The organism is Mycobacterium sp. (assembly GCF_052144515.1).
GTDB lineage: Bacteria > Actinomycetota > Actinomycetes > Mycobacteriales > Mycobacteriaceae > Mycobacterium.
Genome location: NZ_JBKQQD010000587.1, coordinates 1 through 3389, shown reverse-complemented (window position 1 = coordinate 3389; position 3389 = coordinate 1). Strand labels below are relative to the sequence as shown.

The following is a 3389-nucleotide window of genomic DNA, read 5'->3' as shown; positions in this document are numbered from 1 at the left end:
CCGGGACCGCGGCGATCGCCGCGTCGATGATCGCGATGTGATCGGCCGCGGTGTTCGACCCGGCGTTGCCTGGCCGGCAGATCACCGCCAGCAGTTCGCCGGTGTTGTCGCACCACACCAACAGCGGGTGAAACCCGTAGCCACCCTTGAAATTGCCCGCAGCGTGCTGCTTGTCGCTGTGCGATTCAACCAGCGAGGCGTCAATGCGGATCACCACCACCGGACCCAGGTCCCCATAACAGGTCCGCGAGGGCGGGATCGCGCCATGGCGAGCCTCGATCAAATCCCACACCCGCTCCCGGACCTTGTTGCGCACCAGCGCGATCCTGGCCATGCCCTGGTGGTCGATCTCGTTGAGCGAGCGCCACATCGTCGGGACCGACGCCACCTGCCCGAACAGTCGCTCCTGGTCCCGCAGCACCGCGGTACCGGCCAGGTTCTGCGCGCCGCCCGCGATCGACACCGCCACATCCCGCAACACCGCGCCCCGGTCGTGAGTCACCTCCGGTCGATGACAACGCCGCGGACAAGCCGCTGGTCAGGCCCAGGTTGTCGGCCAGCACGCGGGGCAGCACATTGCCCGCATGCCCGACCACGTCGTCGCCACGGACCTCGACTCGAACACTTTTCGACCAATCCGTAGTAGCCTGCATCTGATAGGTGCACTCCTCACTCGATTCTCGAACGTCCAGCAAACTTCGATTATCGTTGAGACAGTGCACCTTTCGCGTTCACGACACTCGCAAACACCGAATTACGTGAAAAGTCGAGGTAGGCGGGTTGGACGTGCACCGGAAGCAGATCACGTTCGATTACGTCGACGACGACGGATTGGTGCGGTGGGGGCAGATTCGTCCGGCGACGCGCAGCACGTTGCGGAGCTGGTTAAGCGAGCACTGTCCTGGTGGTGATGGTGAGTTCGCGTTGGAGGGCTGCACCGGGTGGCGGTATGTCGTGGAGGAACTACACGCTGCGGGGGTGGGTGTGCATTTGGGTGATCCGGGCGAGATCGTGGCGTTGCGGGGCCCGAAGAAGCGCGCTAAGACCGATCGCGCCGATGCGCGGCTGCTGCGTACCCTGCTGCTTCAGGGCCGGTTCCCCGAGTCGTGGATCCCGCCGGCACACGTGGTGGAGGTTCGCACCCTGGGCCGGTTGTATTGCACGTTGATGGACGAGCGCCGCGCCTGGCAGCAGCGCATCCAGGCCCAGTTGTTCCACCAGGGCTGCCCACCGGTCACGGCACTGTTGTCGGCGGCGGGCCGCGAGGCCCTCGCCGGTGCCGAGCTCTCGGTGGCGGGCCGGCAGTACGTGGACACCGCGCTGTGCCGCATTGATGAACTGACCGCTGAGATCGGGCCGCTGCGAACGCAATTGGTCGACTTCGCTCACCACCAGCCTGCGTGTCGGGTGTTGCAGGCGCGTCACTACGGCATCGGGTGGTTGTGTGCGGTGATCATCTGGGCCGAGATCGGCGACGCGCGCCGGTTTTCCAGTTCTGATCAGCTGGTGCGGTTTGCCGGGCTCGATGTCACCGTCTACTCCTCAGCCGATAAACGTTCCCCGGGGCATCTGTCGCGGCAGGGCAGCCCGGAGCTGCGGTGGGCCGTTTTCGAGGCGGCCAAGTGCGCAGCGCGCCACGGTTCCCCGGATTACGCCTACTACCACCAGCTGGCCGGCGTCCCGCACAGCGGCAAGAACCCGACCCTAGCGGTGGAGCACAAGCTGCTGCGCCGCTGCTACCACACGCTGCGTGAGCTCGGCGATGCCGCGCTAAGCGCACCCAACGCTACCCGCAAGGCCGCCTGAGATGGCCCGTGCGCGTGCCTTGCTCACACATCAGCTGATGCCTGCGGCCAGCTCCTGCAAGCGTCCTGCGGCCACCCTGTGCTGGGTGGACCTCCCGGAAAGAATGAGCGGCCGCACCTTGCGCTAGCCCGCAGGTCGGGCAACCCATCGATCATCATGTCGCCGGACTCTCGTCCGTGGACCCAGATAAGGCTGTGCGCCGGCACGCGCGACGGACGTCTCTCGCACGGATTTTTCTCACGGGAGGCGCACATGACTTGAACACCAACGAAGTCTTTGCCTCGTCCCTCGGCCGACCCAGTATGCGGTGGATCCTCCTGCGTATCAAGGTCGTTCGTCCTCGCTGCGCTGCGGGCGCTCCACCTTGACCCGGCACTGCGATCCACCGCCCCAGCACGGAACCGGAACGAGGCGGAAAAACTGAAATGACAACAGGATCCTCGACTGTACAGGGGTCCTCAACACAGATAAGGATGACCCAACCATGACCGACCGCGATCCCCGCTACGACCATCAGATCCTCGTGGACTTCGACGGCCTGCTGTGCGACATGTCGCCGTTCGCCGACGAGCTGCACACCAGCGAACGCAACCGCTGGGCGAGGTTCTTCGGCCACACCGTCAAGGCCTCCCCGATACCGGAGGGTGTTGAGCTGGTGGCCGCGTTGGGCCGTCTCGGACGGCGGTACTCGATCTCTACGACCCGGCCCCGCTGGGTCAATGACCTCCTAAACGCTAGGTGTCCGGAGGCTGGGCGCACTTGATCTGGGTCACCGCATTCACGGATCCGGATGGATCTTGGCCATACCTCCGGGACAAAGTCATGATACCTGTCGCCGGCCACGGTTACGCTAACCACATGCTTACCAACCTCATCGAACGCACCTTCGCCAAAGCCCGCATACATGGTCAACTCGCCTCGATACACGAACGGGCCGCAGAACTGCGCGAACAGGGCCGCGGCCAGGAAGCCGTAGAAGCCTACCAACAGCTGCTTGAACTCTGGCCGATCCCCGCATCGTACTGGCTAAGCCGCAATCACAGCCTAGTGATGGATCTTGTGGCGGAGAGCTGGTCCGTAGAATACGCTGTCATCAACCTCGGCCTCGCCAAACCCGCCCAACTAAACCTCGTCGGCCTCAGCCCCGAGGAACGCCAACAACTCTGCCAAGAAATGATCGACACCCTCGCCCCGCTGGTCCCCGCCGAAACCCGGCACCAATTCCTCGAACAGGCGAAAACCGCGCTCAAAAGGCTGTAGCGGGCGCTCACCGGGCGGACGTGGCTCCGGCGAAAATATTAGAGTGAGTGTCGTGTCCCCCGGTGAGTCCCCCGCTGCTGTGAGGTCGTACAGCTAACTCGCAACCTCGATTACATTATGATCGAAGTTGCGAGCCAGCAAACTTATCAAGAAACGGAGACACATTTCAAAGTAGTGCCACTACTTTGAAATGCACGTTGTGAGGGTCAGCCCAGCACCTGACCCTCACCAGACTTCAGGTTCATGGCGATATTGACCGCTAGACGGTATGGGGGGCTGGGGCCTCCGCTCACATGTGAACGTGGGTTGCCGACAGGGTGGTC

The 3389-nt window shown here is 63.6% G+C and carries 4 protein-coding genes; 3 read left to right on the top strand and 1 reads right to left on the bottom strand.

Annotation, left to right across the window (positions count from 1 at the left end):
• On the bottom strand, nucleotides 1–502 hold a 502-nt coding region (locus tag ACLP9N_RS40600; RefSeq protein WP_442412681.1), incomplete at its 3' end, for a transposase.
• A 284-nt stretch (nucleotides 503–786) separates the two neighbouring features.
• On the opposite strand from ACLP9N_RS40600, the gene ACLP9N_RS40595 reads away from it, so the two are divergent.
• The 3 genes from ACLP9N_RS40595 to ACLP9N_RS40585 all read left to right on the top strand — a co-directional run bounded on the left by ACLP9N_RS40595 (nucleotide 787) and on the right by ACLP9N_RS40585 (nucleotide 3066).
• The gene (locus ACLP9N_RS40595) at nucleotides 787–1806 is read left to right on the top strand and encodes an IS110 family transposase (RefSeq protein WP_442412682.1); all 1020 of its coding nucleotides are present in this window, start codon (nucleotides 787–789) and stop codon (nucleotides 1804–1806) included.
• A gap of 484 nt (nucleotides 1807–2290) precedes the next feature.
• On the top strand, nucleotides 2291–2569 hold the full coding sequence (locus ACLP9N_RS40590; RefSeq protein WP_442412680.1) for a hypothetical protein: 279 nt from the start codon (nucleotides 2291–2293) through the stop codon (nucleotides 2567–2569).
• 95 nt (nucleotides 2570–2664) lie between these two features.
• Entirely contained in the window at nucleotides 2665–3066 is a 402-nt protein-coding gene (locus tag ACLP9N_RS40585) for a hypothetical protein (RefSeq protein WP_442412679.1), read from the top strand.
• Nucleotides 3067–3389 lie beyond the last annotated feature (323 nt).

What these genes read in the sequence shown, in the direction of transcription:
- ACLP9N_RS40590 (WP_442412680.1), top strand. Translation starts at nt 2,291, where the DNA reads ATGACCGACCGCGATCCCCGCTACGACCATCAGATCCTCGTGGACTTC.
- ACLP9N_RS40585 (WP_442412679.1), top strand. Translation starts at nt 2,665, where the DNA reads ATGCTTACCAACCTCATCGAACGCACCTTCGCCAAAGCCCGCATACAT.